Source organism: Motilimonas cestriensis (genome assembly GCF_021295315.1).
Classification (GTDB): Bacteria; Pseudomonadota; Gammaproteobacteria; order Enterobacterales; family CBDFNC01; genus Motilimonas; species Motilimonas cestriensis.
Genome location: NZ_JAIMJA010000027.1, coordinates 17,425 through 35,835 on the forward strand (window position 1 = coordinate 17,425; position 18,411 = coordinate 35,835).

15 protein-coding genes are annotated in these 18,411 nt (G+C 45.5%); 14 read left to right on the forward strand and 1 reads right to left on the reverse strand.

Going from position 1 to position 18,411, the window contains the following annotated elements; genetic code table 11:
- The first annotated feature begins 18 nt into the window (after positions 1-18).
- The 10 genes from K6Y31_RS19195 to K6Y31_RS19240 all read left to right on the forward strand — a co-directional run bounded on the left by K6Y31_RS19195 (position 19) and on the right by K6Y31_RS19240 (position 10,803).
- A complete protein-coding gene (locus tag K6Y31_RS19195) occupies positions 19-303 on the forward strand; it encodes an STAS domain-containing protein (RefSeq protein WP_233054657.1) in 285 nt (94 codons plus the stop codon).
- Positions 290-1,978, forward strand: a complete 1,689-nt coding sequence (locus K6Y31_RS19200) for a fused response regulator/phosphatase (RefSeq protein WP_233054658.1) — start codon at positions 290-292, stop codon at positions 1,976-1,978. Before K6Y31_RS19195 ends, K6Y31_RS19200 begins: the two co-directional genes overlap by 14 nt.
- A 2-nt stretch (positions 1,979-1,980) precedes the next feature.
- Positions 1,981-2,346 carry a response regulator gene (locus K6Y31_RS19205; protein ID WP_233054659.1) on the forward strand — a complete coding sequence of 122 codons (366 nt, stop codon included), beginning with the start codon at positions 1,981-1,983 and terminating at the stop codon, positions 2,344-2,346.
- Between the two features lie 27 nt (positions 2,347-2,373).
- Entirely contained in the window at positions 2,374-4,425 is a 2,052-nt protein-coding gene (locus tag K6Y31_RS19210; RefSeq protein ID WP_233054660.1) for a chemotaxis protein CheA, read from the forward strand.
- On the forward strand, positions 4,422-4,928 hold the full coding sequence (locus K6Y31_RS19215) for a chemotaxis protein CheW (protein ID WP_233054661.1): 507 nt from the start codon (positions 4,422-4,424) through the stop codon (positions 4,926-4,928). The genes K6Y31_RS19210 and K6Y31_RS19215 overlap by 4 nt, the downstream gene beginning before the upstream one ends.
- A 2-nt stretch (positions 4,929-4,930) precedes the next feature.
- The gene (locus K6Y31_RS19220) at positions 4,931-7,252 is read left to right on the forward strand and encodes a methyl-accepting chemotaxis protein (RefSeq protein ID WP_282560213.1); all 2,322 of its coding nucleotides are present in this window, start codon (positions 4,931-4,933) and stop codon (positions 7,250-7,252) included.
- 113 nt (positions 7,253-7,365) lie between these two features.
- Positions 7,366-8,202 (forward strand): CheR family methyltransferase, encoded by an 837-nt coding sequence (locus tag K6Y31_RS19225; RefSeq protein ID WP_233054662.1) that lies wholly within the window; start codon positions 7,366-7,368, stop codon positions 8,200-8,202.
- Between the two features lie 2 nt (positions 8,203-8,204).
- Positions 8,205-8,825, forward strand: coding sequence for a chemoreceptor glutamine deamidase CheD (gene cheD, locus K6Y31_RS19230; protein WP_233054663.1), 621 nt, complete (start codon positions 8,205-8,207; stop codon positions 8,823-8,825).
- Entirely contained in the window at positions 8,818-9,870 is a 1,053-nt protein-coding gene (locus K6Y31_RS19235) for a protein-glutamate methylesterase/protein-glutamine glutaminase (RefSeq protein ID WP_233054664.1), read from the forward strand. Before cheD ends, K6Y31_RS19235 begins: the two co-directional genes overlap by 8 nt.
- A gap of 78 nt (positions 9,871-9,948) precedes the next feature.
- Complete coding sequence (locus K6Y31_RS19240) at positions 9,949-10,803, forward strand: class I SAM-dependent methyltransferase (protein WP_233054665.1); 855 nt, start codon at positions 9,949-9,951, stop codon at positions 10,801-10,803.
- 236 nt (positions 10,804-11,039) lie between these two features.
- Here the strand turns inward: K6Y31_RS19240 and K6Y31_RS19245 are convergent, their stop codons facing one another.
- Entirely contained in the window at positions 11,040-11,870 is an 831-nt protein-coding gene (locus tag K6Y31_RS19245) for an HDOD domain-containing protein (protein WP_233054666.1), read from the reverse strand.
- A 338-nt stretch (positions 11,871-12,208) separates the two neighbouring features.
- Between K6Y31_RS19245 and bufA2 the strand changes: the two genes are divergently transcribed.
- The 4 genes from bufA2 to K6Y31_RS19265 all read left to right on the forward strand — a co-directional run bounded on the left by bufA2 (position 12,209) and on the right by K6Y31_RS19265 (position 18,239).
- Complete coding sequence (bufA2, locus tag K6Y31_RS19250) at positions 12,209-12,664, forward strand: BufA2 family periplasmic bufferin-type metallophore (RefSeq protein ID WP_233054667.1); 456 nt, start codon at positions 12,209-12,211, stop codon at positions 12,662-12,664.
- An 84-nt stretch (positions 12,665-12,748) separates the two neighbouring features.
- Positions 12,749-13,639, forward strand: coding sequence for an MNIO family bufferin maturase (gene bufB / locus K6Y31_RS19255; protein ID WP_233054668.1), 891 nt, complete (start codon positions 12,749-12,751; stop codon positions 13,637-13,639).
- Entirely contained in the window at positions 13,636-14,421 is a 786-nt protein-coding gene (locus K6Y31_RS19260) for an HvfC/BufC N-terminal domain-containing protein (protein ID WP_233054669.1), read from the forward strand. The genes bufB and K6Y31_RS19260 overlap by 4 nt, the downstream gene beginning before the upstream one ends.
- A 212-nt stretch (positions 14,422-14,633) precedes the next feature.
- Positions 14,634-18,239, forward strand: coding sequence for an ImpA family metalloprotease (locus K6Y31_RS19265; RefSeq protein WP_233054670.1), 3,606 nt, complete (start codon positions 14,634-14,636; stop codon positions 18,237-18,239).
- Positions 18,240-18,411: the final 172 nt, after the last annotated feature.

The following is an 18,411-nucleotide window of genomic DNA, read 5'->3' on the forward strand; positions in this document are numbered from 1 at the left end:
TGAGCAAAGGAAACTTAAATGGAAAAACATAGCATCCGGCTACCAAACAAATTTGATTTTCACTATCACAGAGTTTTTAACCAAGACTTAGACCTACTCCTTGCTAAATCCGACCTAAAAGAAATAGAACTCGATTTTTCTCAAGTTCAGTATCTTGATAGCTCGGCGCTGGGGATGCTCGTGTTAATGTCTAAAAAGAATGAGGAATCTGCACAAGCTAAGTTAGTCATTCGTGGCGCCCAAGGCAACGCCTTGGATATCTTAGAAATGGCTAACATGGCAAAACTGTATGCCTTTCTCTAACCCTTCACTTAATATTAGCCCGCCTTATTCGGTGCTGGTCGTAGAAGACAGCACCGTATTTACGCTGATGTATCAGCATTTCCTTAAAGAAAAAGGGGTGGTAACGACCACCTGTTTAACTTTAGAGGATGCGAGTAACGTTATTTCTCGGCCACAGCAACATTTTGATGTCATATTGCTTGATAACCATCTTACCGATGGGGAAGGGGTGACCTTGCTGCCGATGATTAAAGAGCAGCTAAAAGCGACGGCAGTGATCATGGTTAGTGCTAATGACGATGCAGACTTCTTCCTCAGGGCGTTTAATCAAGGTATTGATGACTACGCATTAAAACCGGTCAATATGGATTTACTTTGGCTAAAGATGAAGAAATCGGTTCATCAACGTCGCCTCGAAAAGCTAAACAATGAACAACGTGAAGCATTAAACCAATGGCGCGATGCAGAGTTACAGGAACAGGCGCTTGCTAGGCACTTAATAGGAGCCATGTTTGCCAAGATCCGCTCAGATGTTGATGCGATCCATTACTGGGTCAAGCCCTCTTCGCAATTCAGTGGTGATAGTGTCATTAACTGCCAAGGCGTAGATGGCAGTGATTATGTGATGCTGGCTGATGCCATGGGACATGGCTTAACAGCGGCGGTTTCGTTAATGCCAGTGGTACCCATATTTAAAGCCATGGCAGAAAAGGCCTTACCCCTTTCTAATATCGTCTTTGAGATCAACAGTAAGTTAACCCGTTTGTTGCCGCAAGATCGCTTTGTCGCTGTAATCATCCTGCATATTCAACCTGCCAGTAAGATTATTGATATTTGGAATGGTTCGATGCCACCTGTATTAGTGCTTGACGAGAATGGGCAACTAGTTAAGCAACTTGACTCTGACAATATGGCGTTGGGTATCCTACCCGATACTCTATTCAGTGTTCATCCTGAGCGGATAGAGCTAAGAGATAACCAACGTATTATTATGTTTAGTGATGGCGTAATTGAAACCTTATCCAATAATGGTGAACTGCTGAGCCAAGAGGCGCTGATTCCGCTACTTAATATGCCGGGAAACCCACTTGATGGCGTGAAGAAATACTTCAACGTTGACTGCCCTCCAGCATCTGACGATATCTCAATTGTACAAATCAATACTCATAACATTATCCAATCGCCTAAAGCCAATCGATCAATCCCGATAGAGCAACAAAGCGGCTTTCTGATTGAGCATACCTTGTGTGGCGCGGCGCTAGAATTACTTGATATACCGGGGCACTTTTCCGACTTGTTAGCTAGGCAATTGCCTTTGCCTTTGGTGCAAAAAGTTTTCACTGTATTAACTGAGCTCTATATGAATGCGTTTGAACATGGTGTGCTAGGGCTTAGCAGTGAAGTTAAGTCACAAGAAAATGGCTTTTTGACCTTCTATGAGCAGAAAGAGCAAAGAGTAAAAGCACTGACGATAGAGCATAAAGTAGAGCTGAAAGTGCAGTGGCAAAGTGCGTTAAGTCGTTTAGACATTTACATCAAAGACAGTGGTCATGGTTTCTTGCATGGCGACATTAAAGACACTGACTTATCAAAAAGCTATGGCCGAGGCTTAAGACTCATTGAGCACTTAGCTGATTCCCTTGAAATTATTGCACCCGGTAATGCTATTCGGGTGGTACTAGTTGGAAGTAATTAACCATGAGTAAAAGCATTTTAATTGTTGATGATTCAGCGGCAATTCGCCAAATGGTCGAAGCGACTTTAAAGTCAGCAAGCTATCAAGTCACTTTGGCGAAAGACGGTCAAGAAGCATTTGATTTATGTAAAACCAAAAGTTTTGACTTTGTCCTAACGGATCAAAATATGCCGAGAATGGACGGTTTAACGTTGATTAAATCATTGAGAGGGCTCGCAACTTATCGCAGCAAGCCCATTGTCGTACTAACCACAGAAGCCAGCGAGGAAATGAAAGCGAAAGGTAAGGCTGCAGGCGCCACAGGCTGGATGGTAAAACCCTTTGATCCTAGCAAGTTACTTCAAGTTGCTGCAAGGGTGTTGGGGTAAAACACTAGACCAAAGTTGGGGCAGATTATGTCGATGGATATGAGCCAGTTTCATGGCGTTTTTATTGAGGAAAGTCACGAGCATTTAGACGAGATGGAGCATTTATTGTTAGCGCTCGATCCCAGCAGTCCCGATCTCGAAGAACTTAATAGTATTTTCCGCGCAGCTCATTCCATTAAAGGGGGCAGCGGTATGTTTGCCTTTGATGCTTTGATCACCGTTACCCATGTGATGGAAAACATCTTTGACCGCGCTCGCCAAGGTAAATTTCAATTTTCGGCGCAAGTTATCGACGGTTTATTAAGTGCCGTTGACATCCTGCGCACACTATTAAAAAGCTATTCTGAGGCCACTGATCCTGATTGGGCTCTAGTGAACACAGCGACTGCCGATTTAGAGCTGATTTTAGATCCTGCCAGTCAGCCCGAAGTTGAAAATAAAGCCCAAGGCTATGGTTTTTTTGTTCCTTTAAATTTGGCTTCGTCATCTTCTAAGCCATTAGCGAGCTCAATTAGCGTAGAGGTTGAAGCTGGCGAAAATGACGAAGATTTTGGCTTTTTTGAGCCGTTAGCCAATACAACCGAGGAGCAGGTCGAGGGAGCTACCACTGCAGTTGAAAATGATAGTGATGAGGGCTTTGGTTTTTTTGAGCCAATCGCAAATGCAGCTGAGTCAGATCATGTTGATGATGAAGGTTTCGGCTTTTTTGCTCCATTAGGTCCAGTAGAGGTTAAGCTTGATATCAGTGATGCGTCGAATCCTGTTAGCGTAAGTGTTAATGATATACCAATTAACTCGCCAGCTGCAGTCATGAGTGAGCAGCCTCCTATTACCGCTAAATTAGCAGCTGTCACTTTTGCTAAAGAGGATGTCAAAGCAAAACCTGAAAGTGCTGAAGCGAGTAGTATTCGCGTTGATATTGCAAAAATAGATAGTCTCGTTAACTTAGTCGGTGAGCTCGTGATCACGCAATCAATGCTCAATCTTATTGGTGATGAGCTCACTGGTCCAACCGCTGAGCGCTTACATGGCGCACTGTCGGAGTTAGAGCGCAACACACGCGAACTACAAGAGGGCATTATGTCGATTCGCATGTTGCCAATGTCATTTGTTTTTAATCGCTTTCCTCGTGTGGTCAGAGACCTATCCAAGAAACTACACAAAAAAGTCGACTTACGAATTCAAGGTGGACAAACAGAAATAGATAAAGGGTTGATTGAGCGGCTGGTGGACCCGTTAACGCATCTTGTACGCAATAGCTTAGATCACGGTATCGAATTGCCTGAGATCAGAGCCGCTCGTGACAAGCCTGAAATGGGACAGCTCATACTTAAAGCAGAACAAAAAGGCGGCAATATTTTTATTTCGGTACTCGATGATGGTGGCGGCCTAAATCGCGATCGTATTCTTGCCAAAGCCGATGAGAATCATATTGATGTACCGGAAAATCCAACCGATCAGCAAGTATGGCAGTTGATTATGTCGGCGGGTTTCTCAACCGCTGCAGAGGTGACCGATGTATCGGGCCGCGGCGTAGGTATGGATGTGGTGAAACGAAACATCGAGTCGATGGGCGGACGCTTAGAAATTGAGTCACAAGCGGGCTTTGGCTCGTCTTTTCAAATTCGATTGCCTTTAACCTTAGCGATTCTTGATGGCATGTCTATTGCGGTTGGTGGACAAATGTTCATTATTCCGTTGGTGAATATCATCGAATCAGTGCAACCCGCAGTATCGCAACTGAAGCGCATTGGTAATCAGCAAGTGCTGGACTTACGCGACGCCTACTGGCCGATTGTGCGGCTGCATCAAGTGATGGAAGTTGAGCCTAAGTCAGACCATGCCAACGAGGGCATTTTAGTTTTAATTGAAACCAGCAAAACCCGCTTTGCCCTGTTAGTGGATGAATTAATCGGTCAGCAACAGGTCGTGATCAAAAGTTTAGAGCAGCACTATCGGCGTGTACCGGGCGTTGCAGGGGCGACCATAATGGGCGATGGCAGCGTCGCGTTGATCTTAGATGCAGAGTCTCTCGCCCTGCGTGTAGAGGAGTCTGAAGTCGTGAAGGAATGGGTATGAATAATCAGCAAGCAGTGGCTCAAATGAGCCAAGATACCGTCTCCCTAGAGTATTTAACTTTTACCTTAGGGGATGAGCATTACGGTTTAGATATTATGAAAGTGCGTGAAATTAGAGGTTATGAACCCGTGACCAAAATTGCCAATGCGCCCGCATTCATTAAAGGTGTGCTAAACCTGCGCGGCGACATTGTGCCTATTGTTGATTTGCGGCTGAAGTTTAATGTTGGTGAAGCCAGTTACAACGAGTTCACCATCGTCATCATGTTACACATTAATGAGCGTATTGTTGGCATCGTCGTTGATGCTGTGTCTGATGTCATCAATATGCAAGCTACTGATATCAAACCCCCACCTGAGTTTGGTGTGGCCTTTGATAGCCAATATCTATATGGCCTTGCGCCGGTGAATGAACAAATGATTATTTTACTGAATATTGAAAAATTAATTTCCAGCCAAGAGCTGGGCTTATTTGATAATAATGCGGTGGCGCTGGAGGGATAACTATGGGTATCGCATCTTGGTTTGGAAATAGTGAACAACAAAAGTCGTTAGCCCGTGCTAGCCTGGCATTAGACAACAGTAGCACTTGCTTTATGATTGCCGATGCTCAGCGCAACATTGTGTACGCCAACAAATCAGTGGTTCGTTTACTGACCGACGCACAAGACGACATTCGCAAAGACTTGCCTCACTTTTCAGTGGCTTCTATGGTGGGAAGCAGCATAGATGTTTTTCACCAACAGCCGCAGCATCAACAAAATATTCTTGGCCAGCTTTCTCGTACGCACGTTGCTGAAATTAAAGTGGGGGGGCGCTGTTTTAAGTTAGTGCTTAACCCATTGCGTAACGAACTAGGCGAATCCCTCGGCACGTCAGTCGAATGGCACGATCTCACAGAGTTGAAAAAGCATGAGTTACTCTCACTAAGAGTTACTTCTGCTCTTGAGGCAACGTCATCTAACGTGATGGTGGCTGATGTTGATCGCAATATTATCTTCATGAACCAAGCTGTTAAGCGCATGCTAAGTGAAGCAGAGTCTGATTTGCGCAAGGCGCTGCCGCACTTTTCAGTGGATACGCTGCTGGGCAGCAATATGGATATTTTCCATAAAGACCCCTCTCACCAGCGCCAGTTATTGGCTAAGTTAGAAAAAACCTATGTGGGTAATATTTTGGTCGCAGGACGCAGTTTTCGCCTGATTGCGAACCCGATTTTTGATGACAACGGTGGTCGCTTAGGTTCGGTGGTGGAGTGGATAGATCGCACTAAAGAGGTGGCAGCAGAGCAAGAGCTCAGTCGTATTCTTGGTGCACTTGATACCACCACGACCAATGTGATGATCGCTGATACCGAGCGCAAGATTATTTATATGAACAAGTCGGTAGAAACCATGTTACGTGCTGCCGAAGCCGATTTAAAAGCAGTGCTACCCAATTTTTCGGTGGAAAAAATTGTGGGTAGTAATATGGATATATTCCACCAAAATCCTGCGCATCAAATGAACTTACTAGAAAAATTAACCAAATCTTATACCGCCAATATTGTGGTTGGAACGCGTCATTTTAGATTGGTGGCGAACCCTATTTTTGCCAAAGATGGCTCGCGTTTAGGTTCAGTCGTGGAGTGGCTAGATCGCACTCAAGAAGAGTTTATCGAGGCGGAAGTAAGCTCTGTGGTAGAAGCCGCAGCGGCAGGTGATTTTAGCAGCCTGGTGTCGACAGAAGGTAAAGAAGGCTTTTTCTTAAAGCTGTCTGAAGGGTTAAATTCATTGCTACGCACCACCGAAAGTGGTCTAAGTGATATCGGCCGTGTGCTCAAGGCGATATCAGAAGGTGACTTGACCGAACGGGTCGAAGCGGATTATCAAGGGACATTTGAATCCCTTAAAAATGGCTGTAACCAAACGGCGCAAAACCTCTCTCAAATGCTCGGAGAGATCCGCCAAGCCGCAGATACCATTAACACAGCTTCCAGCGAAATTTCGCAAGGCAATACTGATCTTTCCAGTCGCACTGAACAGCAAGCGTCAAGCTTAGAGGAAACCGCGTCGAGCATGGAAGAGCTCACCGGCACCGTGCGTCAAAATGCTGATAACGCCAGACAAGCAAATACGCTGTCAGCCAAGGCCTCGGAAGTGGCGGTTAATGGCGGTGAATTAATAGAGCAAGTGGTTAAAACCATGGCCTCCATTAATGAATCATCGCAGAAAATTTCCGACATCATAGGGGTAATTGATGGTATTGCCTTCCAAACCAATATTCTGGCGTTAAATGCTGCGGTTGAAGCGGCGCGTGCCGGTGAGCAAGGGCGTGGCTTTGCCGTGGTGGCATCAGAAGTGAGAACCTTAGCGCAGCGCTCGGCCAATGCCGCGAAAGATATTAAAGCACTGATTTCAGACTCAGTCGGAAAAATTAATAACGGTAATGAGCTGGTGGGGAAATCGGGCGATACCATGAAAGAAATTGTCACCTCAATTAAGCGGGTAAACGACATCATGGCTGAAATCGCTGCTGCTTCCACCGAACAAGCTTCCGGTCTTGATGAAGTAGGTAAAGCGGTTAATCAAATGGATGAAATGACGCAGCAAAACGCAGCGTTGGTTGAAGAAGCCGCCGCAGCAGCAGAAAGCTTGCTATCGCAAGCGGCGCAAATGGCCCGTAATGTCGCCCAATTCAAGTTAGATGACAGCCAACATATGCAGCTTGCTGCACCTCAACCAAGTAGGGCGACTTTTAACTCTCGATCATTATCAACCACTCCAACGTTGAATCGCGCGCCTGTGAAACCGGCGAAATCCGATGATGATGAGTGGGAAAGCTTTTGATGCTAATACTGATCCGGCGTCTAGTCCATGACACCGAGGTGAATTGGAGCAACAGAGTGTTCAGCCCATGATAGCAGCGGATAGCTTAGTTGGAACGACGGAGAGCTTAGCTCATGACACAAGCAGATAGTTGGAGCGACAGAGAGTTTAGTTACGGCAAGGCGGACTTTGATGCCGCTCGAAGTTTGTTATACCAATTAACGGGGATCCGTTTAGCAGACAGCAAAGACTCGATGGTGTATAGCCGGTTAGCGCGACGGGTAAGGGCGTTGAAGTTAACTGGTTTTACTCAGTATTTAGGTTATCTCAATCAGCATCCGGCAGAAGAAGAGCTATTTATCAATGCCCTTACCACGAACTTAACTTCATTTTTTCGTGAGCCTCACCATTTTGACGTGCTAAAGGAGTATTTAATTACCCACCCGCAAACGCGCACTATTTGGTGTGCTGCAAGTAGTACTGGTGAAGAGCCCTATTCTATCGCCATGGTGGTAGCTGAAACCTTTGGCCGCTTTGACGGGCCGGTGAAAATCATTGCGTCAGACATTGATAGCCAGGTGTTGCAAAAGGCCCAAGCGGGCATTTATCAACTCGATCGCATTAAAACCCTGTCAGCGGAGCGTTGTAAACAGTTTTTTTTCAAGGGTAAAGGTGCGCAGGCCGGCTTGGTTAAAGTAGTGCCAGAATTGCAAAAAATGATCGATTTTAGGCAACTTAATTTGCTTAAACCGCAGTGGTCGGTCAAGGGGCCGATTGATGTGATTTTCTGCCGCAATGTGATGATTTATTTTGACCGTCCGACTCAATTACAAATTTTAGCGCGTATGGTCCAACTTTTACCTGCGGATGGCCTTTATATTGCCGGGCATTCGGAAAACTTTGGTCATGCTAGTCACTTAGTTAAACCTGCCGGACGCACTACTTACTATCCTAATTTAGCAGCGAGGTAAGATTGTTTACATTTGACGTTAATAACCCGCATTTGGCGCCGAACCGATATTTTGATCGGCATTTTGATTGTGATGCCGTAAAAATATTACCCGGTGAGTACTTTGCTACTAAACAAAATACTTTAATTGTCACCGTGCTCGGGTCGTGCGTATCTGTGTGTCTGCGCGACCCATTGTTAGGCATTGCCGGGATGAATCATTTTTTGCTGCCACAAGATAACACTCTGCAGGAAGGCATATTATCTGAATCTGCTCGCTATGGCGTTTATGCTATGGAAATACTCATTAACCACCTATTAAAGTTAGGGGCAAAAAAAGAGCGCCTTGAGGCCAAAGTGTTCGGTGGCGGTAATGTGTTAAAAGGATTTACGACCGTTAATGTCGGCGAACGTAACGCAGAATTTGTACAAGATTACTTAACAAGGGAGCAGATTCCGATTCTTGCCTGTGACTTGCTCGATATTTACCCGCGTAAGGTCTATTTTTTCCCTGACTCAGGTCGAGTTATGGTGCGCAAGATTAAAAATCTGCATAACAGCACCATTATTGATCGTGAAAGTGCTTATAGATTGAAACTACGAGCGCAGCCAGAGAGTGGTGAAGTGGAGTTGTTTAATGACTAAAAAAATAAAAGTATTAGTAGTTGATGATTCCGCTCTAATTCGCAGCTTATTAAGTGAAATAGTGCGTGCGGAATCTGACTTTATATTAGTGGGGGCTGCGCCCGATGCTTATATCGCTAAAGACATGGTGAATACTTACAGCCCTGATGTGATCACCCTTGATGTTGAAATGCCCAAAGTGGATGGCTTAACTTTTTTAGACCGCCTAATGAAAGCCAGGCCGACACCCGTACTCATGGTATCAAGTTTGACCGAGCAGGGGGCAGACGTAACATTAAAAGCATTGGAGTTGGGCGCGGTAGACTTTTTTCCTAAACCTAAATTAGACATAGCAAAAGGTATTGAAGATTATCGGTGTGAAATTGTGGCTAAAATCCGCTCGGTGGCGAGCGCTAAGTTACAGCAACGACCACTTAAACCAAGCCCTAGCCCTTATACTTTTAAATTTAAAACCACGGAAAAAATTATTGCTATTGGCGCCTCTACGGGCGGAACAGAGGCATTAAAATCTCTGTTATCACAAATGCCTGTAGACAGTCCCGCGATAGTGTTTACCCAGCATATGCCGCCAGGCTTTACCAAAACGTTTGCTGAACGTTTAAATACACACTGTGCGATTTCAGTAAAAGAAGCGCAAGATGGTGAGCGTTTACTACCAGGTTGTGCTTATCTTGCACCGGGTGATTTGCATTTACTGGTGGTACGCAGCGGTGCTGATTATCGAATCAAACTCATTGATGGTGAGCGAGTAAGTGGTCATAAACCTTCAGTCGACGTGATGTTTCAATCAGTTGCACAAGCTGCAGGACAAAATGCGCTTGGGGTTATTTTAACGGGAATGGGTAAAGATGGTGCGCTGGGGATGTTAGATATTGCTCACGCTGGCGGTATTACCATGGCGCAAGATGAAGCCAGCTCAGTTATTTTTGGTATGCCCAAGGCGGCCATTGAAGCGGGTGGCGTGCAAATGGTGTTAGGGTTACAAGACATGCCAGCGCAAATAGTTAAAACCATGAACCAGTTAGGCGTCGAATACCGAGTTTAGGCGTGACTAAAAGACGGTAAACTTGCTACGTCTTAAGCGCCTTTGTAATATGCCCGTTTTGATTACTAAAGGCGCATTATGTTTCTGGATCCTAATTGGCGAATTCTAGTGGTTGGGGATGGTGATTTTTCATTTTCAGCTGCGTTAGCCAAACATTTTCCTCCCCACTATTTGTGCGCGACTATTTACGACAGTGAAACAACGCTTGCCTCTAAGTATGGTGAGCAATATCTGTTGCAATTACTGCAGGCGCAACAAGCTCATCCGGTGCAAGTATTAACTGAATTTGATGTGACAAATCCAGAGCAATGGCAAGCCTTGGTTGTTGCTCATCAGCAGTTTGATTTAATTGTGTTTCAATTTCCTTTGGTGCCAGGGTTCACCTCTAAAGCTGAGTTTGAAGCCCACGGCAGAATCGACAGTAATTTGCGTAATCGCCGATTGCTGCATCAGTTTTTATTGCATTCCCAGCAGGTTGGCCTTGATCCTAACGGCGCGGGCCTTATCTATATCAGCTCAAAAGAGGTTAAGCCTTATAGCGAGTGGGATATTGAACATAGCCTACACTTAAAAACCGATTTACAGTTTTTGGGTAAGATGCCATTTTTATTTGAGCAATTTCCCGGTTATCAAATGCGTAATGTCGATCGTGATAAATTTGTAAGAGACACAGCGAGTTACACTTATGTATGGCGGTTGAATCAGTGTCAACAGACGCTTCCTTCGGCCTTAGCTACATCATTACAGGCTGCAGACCCAGAGACAGAAACAAATTTGCCTTATTGCGAACGTTGCCAAGCCGGACCTTTTCATTCGCAGCAAGAGCAGCGCGATCATCAAGCGTCTAAACGGCACCTGAAAATGCAAGGATTTCACCAGCGCTGGTTGGCAGATTTAGGATTATCTGAAGCGGACGTTAATACTATTTCGTAGCGCCAGTACTTGGGTTAGTTAACTTGAATTTTGGATAATCGAAATAGTATTTTTCCACCGCCAACACGCGGTGAATAGAACCAAGCAAGACTCAGAAAATAACATTGAACTTTACGTCTTGATATTGCTTGGGTATATGTCCCTATACGCTTGGCGTTTTCATCCCTGAAAACGAAACTTTGTGGCACAAACATACTATTCATTTAGGCGATAGGCTTAAACAGAACTGAGGTTAGTTAAGATTTATTAGGTGATAACTCGTTAAATAAGTTATCAAGCTGCTCTTGGTCCAATTGCAGCTGAGAAAGTATGATTTGTTCACATGTTTTCCATTCAATTTCACCTTGGGGCAAGCAGACTCTTCGGGCTATTTTGATAATTGATATTAAATCTAAACCAGTGGTACTGACGTTTTTACAGCGCGTTAAATGCGCTAAATCGTATTGATGGAAAATAATTTCAATCAGCTGTTTGGGTAGCTGCCAGCGTTGCGCCAACATGGCGGCTACCGTTGAGTGGGAAGAGCCATAGTAGTCCCTCTCTTCTGTTAATAAGTTGTACCAACCGATTTGTGTTGCCCGTGGCAGCATGTCCGTTTCGTAGTTATCAAACGACACGATCATGACAGGGATCCCAGCCATGTGAAATAGGCTTAACATATAAGCCGTCTCAGCCAGTTGCGGCTTTTTTAATAGTTTTGCGATACGGATACAAACCAGGCCGAGCTGATTAATTTGTTGCCAAAAGTCCACCAGTGCGGGGCTTTGTTCGAAAGCATTTTTTAATGCTATCGCTTTGACTAACGGAATGGTGCGGGCAAGGCCGAGCATTAGCACGGCTTTGTGTACGGATGTCACCTTTTTATAAAGCATATATTCGGCAGAGTTAACGAGCTGTAATATCACGCCAGACATCGCCATATCTGAAGCGATGAGCTCGGCGAGCACGTCAATTCTCGGCTCTTTCTTATCTGCTTCCTCTAACAGCTTGATTAATGTATTGGGCTGGGGCGGAATAATAAGCTCGGATAAAATACGCTTTTCTTTGCTGCTGAGGTTAGCTGCCATAATTTTCCTCTGCGACACTGATCATAAATACTCTTTCTACTTCGCTAATTGAGCGACGATTACAGCAGTATGAAAAAGAACCGTCAAACTCATTTAAAGTTAGTCTATTCCGAAAGTAATATTTATAAATTTTTCATTATCGCACGAAAGTTTTTTCTATCGGCTGAGGTCTATCTTATTACCTGTATGTTGCAGGTTTGTTAGGGTTGGGTATCTATTTTGTTGCTGGCGGTGTAATGGCATTAGGTACGTATAACCTCAATTAATTGATAATTAACTTAGTTAGCACAATGGTCGCCCACAGGGTAAGCCTACATGCGAGCAATGAGGAACGAATAATGAACAAAACAGCGCAAAATGTCTTTACTGGTGCAGCTCTTGCGATGGCAATGGCTGGTATGTCACAGCTGGCTCATGCTGGTAGCACGGAAAAAGCGGCTGCTAGCTCAGCGGACTTAATCCATTGTTATGGTGTGAATGTATGCGGTGGACATAATGATTGTAAAACAGCAGCTAATGCCTGTGCCGGTCAAGCCAGTTGTAAAGGCCAAGGTTTTGTTGCGATGCCAAGCAAAGCCTGTGGTGATGTTGGCGGTAAAGTGAAAGATGATTGGAAAGGCGAAACAACCAAAGCTGAGTTAGTGCAATGTTATGGCGTGAATACTTGTAAAGGCCACAACGATTGTAAAACCGCGGATAATGCGTGTGCAGGTCATGCTAGCTGTAAAGGCCAAGGTTTTGTTAATACATCTGAAAAATCTTGTGCTGACATTGGCGGTAAAACTAGCGCCTAGCCCTTGCAAGTGGCCTTCAGCTTGCCTTTCACTATTTAGTTGATAGGCAAGCTGTTCTGATAACTTCCATTTGTTAGGAATAACATGGTAAACGATCAACTGACTCTCGACTTTTTAGGCTTTGGCCTTGGCTTGCGCACCGCCCATTTTGAGCATGTTTTGCAGCATCAGCCATTGGTGGATTGGTTTGAAGTGCTATCAGAAAATTTTATGGTGGCAGGCGGTAAACCGAAATATTATTTACATGCCATTGCCGAGCAATATCCCTTGGTAATGCATGGCGTGTCTATGTCCATTGGCGGCACTGACCCGCTGAACATGGATTATCTTAAAGCACTGAAAAAACTCGCTAATGAAGTGCAGCCAAAATGGATTTCCGATCACTTATGTTGGACTTCTGTGCACGGTCAAAACAGCCATGATTTATTGCCGTTGCCTTACACGCAAGACACCATTAACCATGTCGCAGCGCGAGTAGGGCAAGTGCAAGATTTTCTCGGGCGGCGTATTTTACTGGAAAACGTATCAAGCTATTTGTCATATCATGATTCGACCATGGACGAGTGGGATTTCTTAAACGCGCTCGCCGAGCAAGCCGATTGTTTGATTTTGCTCGATATAAATAATATTTACGTCAGCGCCCGCAATCATGGCTTTGATCCCCTCGAATACCTAAGCAAGATCAATCCTAAGCGAGTACAGCAATTTCATCTCGCGGGCCATAGCGACTACGGCGACTATGTGATTGATACCCACGATCAAGACGTAGTAGAGCCGGTTTGGCAGTTGTATCAACAAGCGCTGCAGCGTTTTGGTTTGGTCAGTACCATGATTGAACGCGATGGCAATATTCCCGAATTTCCAGCACTGCAACAAGAGCTGCAGCAAGCGGCAATGTTGGCCGCTAAACAATTTCCCCATTTATCGACTCGCACCCTTGATGCGATGGCATTAGCACAAGGGCAAGCGGTATGAGTGAATCATTACGCCAATTGCAACACGCCTTTATGGATTATCTAAACACAGGTGAAACAGCATCATTTCAGCCACATGTTATTGCGCAAGGCAGAATTACAGTAGATACGCGGCTGGCGATTTATCGCAATGCCTATCGCATTCGTTTAACCGAAACCATCGAAACTGACCACGAAGTGCTTGGCCTTTATTTAGGTGATGACTTATTTGACCAAATGACGCGCGGTTACATCCAGCAACACCCTTCAACGGTGCCCTCATTACGGGATTTTTGCGATGCTTTACCGACATTCTTAGCTCAGAAAATGCCTTTTTCTGAGCATCCCATTTTAGCCGACATTGCTGCCTTTGAGCGCCGCTTGCTTAATGCTTTTGATGCGCCAGATGCACAGCGCCTTGGCTTTAGTGATTTACAGCAGCTACCTGTGCCAGATTGGCCCCGTTGTCAGTTGCGGTTTCATCCTAGCGTACAGATTTACAGTTGCCAAAGTAATGCGGTTGAGGCATGGCAAAGTATTAAAGCAGAGCAAACGCCCACTGCACCGGATTATAGTGCTACTCGACACTGGCTATTATGGCGTGGCGATACTCGGTTGACCGAATTTATCTCCCTCGCACCTTTTCAACATGAACTACTAATGGGTTTTATCCAAGGTCGTAATTTCGCTGAGCAATGTGAATTGATGATGCAGTTTTTCGACGTCGAACAAGCCCCGCAGCAAGTGCTAAGTGCGTTGCAAGCTTGGTTTGAAATGGGCTTGATCGCAAAGTTGCAAACTTAAGGTTAACTTGTGGCCTTGAATCAATATGAGTGCGAAACCGGTTTATAAAGGCTCTGAAATATAGGCTTTTTATCTGGTTTGCTGTTTTTGTCTCGCTATATTTTTGCATGCATCAGTGATCTATATTGCAGCTTTAAGTATCTCTACTGACAATTATCCTTATATTGGATTATATTCACCACCGTTTAATACTAAAGCATTAGGTGGTTGATTTGGATTGGTTCAATACAGGTAAAGTTTTTGCGCTAACAGGCGTATTGTTTAGTTTAGCAGCCTGTGGTGGTGGCTCTGGAGGAAATGATGCGAGCGGTGATAATGGTGGCTCAGAAATCGCACCTAGTATTGCCCCTAGTGTTAGCCCAAGTGCTGAGCCAACATTAGCCCCTAGTATTGCACCGACTATTACTCCGACTATTGCCCCTACTATTACACCGAGTGTTGCACCGACTATTACACCGAGTACTGCACCGACTATTACACCGAGTATTGCACCGACTATTGCTCCGACTATTACACCGAGTATTGCACCGACTATTGCTCCGACTATTGCACCGACTATTGCTCCGACTATTGCTCCGACTATTGCTCCGACTATTGCCCCTACTATTATACCGAGTGTTGCCCCTACCAATGCGCCTATTGCTCAGGTAGTTATTACCAGCAGCAGTAATCAAGGCGGGCAAATTACACCAGCCCAACTGCAAGTATCACAGGGTGAAAGTGTCAGTGTTAGCGTTCAAGCAAGCTCGGGCTATCAACTATTGAATATCCAAGGCTGTGGTGGTCAATTATCTGCGATGCAGTATCAGTTTAACGCAGTGCAAAATTGTCAGATCCAAGCCGAATTTATCTCCAACCCAGAGCTCGCATTGCAACGGGGCGATCATCGTTTGGCCTCTGAAACAGAGCTAATTAGCTTTGCTCTGCAGCAAATTACTGAGCTTGGACGAGTGCAACAGAGCCGTTTAACTCAGATTTATCAAGGTAATATTGCGCCTCTGTCTCGAAGCAACCAAGAGAGTGCCAGTGTTAACGAGGTTAAAATTGCGCAAGCTATTACGACTCCGCTAACTTGGTATCCTAGTCACGACAGCATCACTTTTAGTGTGGTTGATCCCAGCCAAAGCACCATTGTATTGCGCGCCAATCAAAACGGCGGTGGCGACCCTTCAGAAGCGGGATTGATCGTTGCGGGAGAGAAAAATGGTCATCGATATAGTGCCATGGCGGCTAATTTATTTGCGGTTAATACCAATGCCGAAACCGACCAGTTATTAAAAAACTTGCTTACTTGGCTAACCGCGCGCGATCTTTCTAGTGGTCAGCTAAAGGTGATTACCAGTCATGTGCCGTCTAACGCTGACAGCTGGTATTTCCCTCATAATGAGCGGATCCGCAGTTGGTTAGATACTCACTTTGCCGATCGCTATCAGATTAATTCTGCTAATACCTGTGACTATGAAGCCTTGTTGGATTGTATTAATCAGCAGCAGCCCGATTTAATTATTCTTAGTGATATTGATCGCGAAGAACGTGGTAACGCCGCCCTTGAGCCTGCCATTGAATTAGCAAAACGTAACAAAATCCCATTGCTGGTGGCTAATTATCGCCGCCAAGCCAGCGCCATGAGTGCAGACTTGTACCGATATATGGCACTGCACACCAGTGGTAACTATTGGTCTAAGCATCAAGTGGTGAATGCATTGCCAAGTGAGCAGATGGCAGCAGATGCCGACCTTAGTAAGGTCGCGACATTATTAACAAAATACGGCCAAGGACAGGTTGCCAGTGACAGCGTGTTAGCTTGTAACACTAACTATATCAATTGTGGTGATGCAACCTTCAGTGCCGAGTTTAAAAACGCGGCAGACTGGCTGCGGTCAGGTGCCATTGCCGTTGATAATTGGGGCTTAGATGTTTTTAACGACACTTCAGCATCGAGCTATCGTGTACTGAAAACCGCCCTGCTATTAGCAGATAAATACCGCCAGCAAATTGATTACCCGATTACCTTGGCGCAGCCAAAAGCCTTTTCTGAGGCGCTACTTGCTGATTGGCTGGTAAGCTATGCCCGTGCTAAAAATGCTGCCCAGCCTGATTTAGGCCAATTTGTGGTGGACAGAAGCCAAGTTAAACAAGGTAGCAATAGTCACTATGCTTATCCCGCGACTGCAGAGCAAACCCAGTGGGTTGAAGTGCCTTATCAAGGCCAATGGACCACCACGGGTTGGTATGCGCTACCCGGGCAAACCATTAGCTTAACGCGCCTTGATAGCAATAGTGCCAATGTAAAGATCAAACTTAACTACCATAGATCAAACACTAACCGCGTTTTTAGCGGCGCTAGTTATTACTCGCCATTAGAGCTAGAGCAGTCTCGTTTATCGTTGGCGGCAGGTGAAACCACCACCTTTAGTAGCCCCTATGGCGGCCCCATTTATCTATATATTCAAGGCGGTGAAGCGCCGTATCGGGTGAATGTGAAAGCCCAAGGCATTAGCTTTCATCCGGCGATTTTAGACCCTAGTGATGACGCACAAGTGGCACGCTTTACGCAGCTGATGTTGAACACAAAAATCCCCCATGTTGACTTGCGCACCGAAGGCGCTGAGCAGCACATGCGTCGCGATAAATTTTTGGCCGGCAGCGCCGTTGATGCCTCTGCAGTAACTGCGCTATTAAAATCAGTACAACAAGATCACATCGGCGCGGTTTACACCTTGGCTGGCTTTAAGGTACAAGGTCAAACCTTGGCCGAGTCATTGCCGGCAGATGTGCTAGCCAGTTGCACCGGCTTATTTGGCCGCGATGTCTGTGTTGATACTGGGCTACATACACGCCAGTTAATCCAACATGCTAACTACGATCAAAGTGCCCATTGTGGCGCAGGCTGTAGCGGCAATCCTTGGGATGCATCTTGGAGTATTTCGCCAACCGGTTGGGGTGATAACCACGAACTGGGTCATAACCTGCAAACCAACAAGTTGAATGTGCAATACGTCGCCGCAGCGGGTCGCAATGATTGGGCGCAATACGGTTCACGTGCGGGGGAGAACTCCAACAATATTTTCCCTTACTTTGTTAAATGGCGCGCCCATTACCAGCGCGACTTGCAAACCAGCACGATCACGGATGGTCATATGAATCATAAAGACTTATTTTATGTGTTTATGTCTGACGCCTTGGCACTGAAAAATGGCCAAGGCGATCGCGTGGTACTCGGCAGTCGCTGTCGCGCGTTAGACACTGGCGATCGTTTTGAAGGGCCGTGGGCCAGTAATGCTTACGCCACTCACAATGGCTATCGCATGGCGTTTTATATTCAATTAGCGTTGCAAAACCATAAAGCGGTACTGCGTGATGGCAGCCAGCTAGAGAACGGTTTTCACTTATTCACCTTGATGTATCAATACAGCCGCATTTTTGCCGATGCCGCGCGCGATCAAGCTAGTTGGGATGCGCAAAAAGCCAGCTTAGGCTTTGCCCAATTTGCTTACTCTGGCGATGCCACTTATGGCGGTCGTAATGTGTCGAGCATACCGGGTAACGATTTTATGCTGGTGGCCTTGAGCCATTTAACCGCAAAAAACTGGCAGCCGTATTTTGACCTGTTCGGGCTACGTTATTCCGACTTAGCCGCGAGTCAAGCTGCTGCTAACGCGACCAAGGGGAGCGTGACACCAGGGATGTATGTGTTAGAAACCGACCTTCCGCCAGCGAATATGAGCGAAGGCTTAGACTTTATTGCGCTGGATTTAGCCAATCCGACGGCGCGCTGGCCCAAAGATAACAGCTCGCCTGCGGATTGTGGGTTGTAGGCTGATTGCTGTGTGATTTTTATAAACCATACCAGTCGTGAGAGGCTGGTATGGTTTGGTGTTAACCAAAACTAATTAACCTCAGTTTATATAAGCTTATTATGAGAGGACAAAGTATATTTTTACTGCTAAATTTCGTTTTCAGGGGTGAAAACGCAAAGCGTATAGGGAT

Excerpts from the sequence above, each read along its gene's own strand:
- K6Y31_RS19240 (WP_233054665.1), top strand. The coding sequence starts at position 9,949 with ATGTTTCTGGATCCTAATTGGCGAATTCTAGTGGTTGGGGATGGTGAT.
- K6Y31_RS19220 (WP_282560213.1), top strand. The coding sequence starts at position 4,931 with ATGGGTATCGCATCTTGGTTTGGAAATAGTGAACAACAAAAGTCGTTA.
- K6Y31_RS19215 (WP_233054661.1), top strand. The coding sequence starts at position 4,422 with ATGAATAATCAGCAAGCAGTGGCTCAAATGAGCCAAGATACCGTCTCC.
- bufA2 (WP_233054667.1), top strand. The coding sequence starts at position 12,209 with ATGAACAAAACAGCGCAAAATGTCTTTACTGGTGCAGCTCTTGCGATG.
- K6Y31_RS19235 (WP_233054664.1), top strand. The coding sequence starts at position 8,818 with ATGACTAAAAAAATAAAAGTATTAGTAGTTGATGATTCCGCTCTAATT.
- bufB (WP_233054668.1), top strand. The coding sequence starts at position 12,749 with ATGGTAAACGATCAACTGACTCTCGACTTTTTAGGCTTTGGCCTTGGC.
- K6Y31_RS19200 (WP_233054658.1), top strand. The coding sequence starts at position 290 with ATGCCTTTCTCTAACCCTTCACTTAATATTAGCCCGCCTTATTCGGTG.
- K6Y31_RS19225 (WP_233054662.1), top strand. The coding sequence starts at position 7,366 with ATGACACAAGCAGATAGTTGGAGCGACAGAGAGTTTAGTTACGGCAAG.
- K6Y31_RS19245 (WP_233054666.1), bottom strand. The coding sequence starts at position 11,870 with ATGGCAGCTAACCTCAGCAGCAAAGAAAAGCGTATTTTATCCGAGCTT.
- K6Y31_RS19260 (WP_233054669.1), top strand. The coding sequence starts at position 13,636 with ATGAGTGAATCATTACGCCAATTGCAACACGCCTTTATGGATTATCTA.
- K6Y31_RS19205 (WP_233054659.1), top strand. The coding sequence starts at position 1,981 with ATGAGTAAAAGCATTTTAATTGTTGATGATTCAGCGGCAATTCGCCAA.
- K6Y31_RS19195 (WP_233054657.1), top strand. The coding sequence starts at position 19 with ATGGAAAAACATAGCATCCGGCTACCAAACAAATTTGATTTTCACTAT.
- K6Y31_RS19210 (WP_233054660.1), top strand. The coding sequence starts at position 2,374 with ATGTCGATGGATATGAGCCAGTTTCATGGCGTTTTTATTGAGGAAAGT.